Annotated in this window: 1 protein-coding gene; it reads left to right on the top strand. The window is 67.7% G+C overall.

Features of this window, described 5'->3' with window-relative positions; all coding sequences use genetic code 11:
* Positions 1-305: 305 nt before the first annotated feature.
* On the top strand, positions 306-467 hold a 162-nt coding region (locus EOD07_RS39275), incomplete at its 3' end, for a twin-arginine translocation signal domain-containing protein (RefSeq protein WP_127238544.1).

Raw genomic sequence — 467 nt, 5'->3', positions numbered from 1 at the left:
GGCGGAGCAAGGAGCGTGGTGACGCAGCGCAGACCCGAGGATCCATGCCGTGACATCGAGGCGTTGCGACCGTGCAGAATTCTGCTCCGCTGCGCCCTTCGGCCAAGGTCACGGAATGGATCCTTGGGTCTCCGCGACGGAGCTGCGCTCCTGCTTCGCCCAAGGATGACGAAGTTCCGCGGGCTTCGGCCAACCTCCAACGTCTGCGATGATCCATCTCGGCGATCGATGAGTGCCAAGCTTCGGCTGCGCGCCCTCGAAATTGCCGCGTCCTGGAACAAGCCGATGCAGGGAGGGGTCTCCTGATGAGAACCGCCCTCATCGACCGCCGCGATTTCCTGCGGGCCGCGGGCGCGGGCTTTGCCGCCGCCATGGCGCCGCGCGCCTGGGCCGACACGCTTGCCGCGGACGCGGTGTTTGCCACGGCCTTCGTCAAGCGCGACGGCAGCTTTGGCGCCGCCGTGCTC

The sequence above is a fragment of the Mesorhizobium sp. M2C.T.Ca.TU.002.02.1.1 genome (assembly GCF_003997225.1).
Note: the sequence above shows the minus strand (reverse complement) of the source record. Positions and strands in the feature narration are given on the sequence as shown.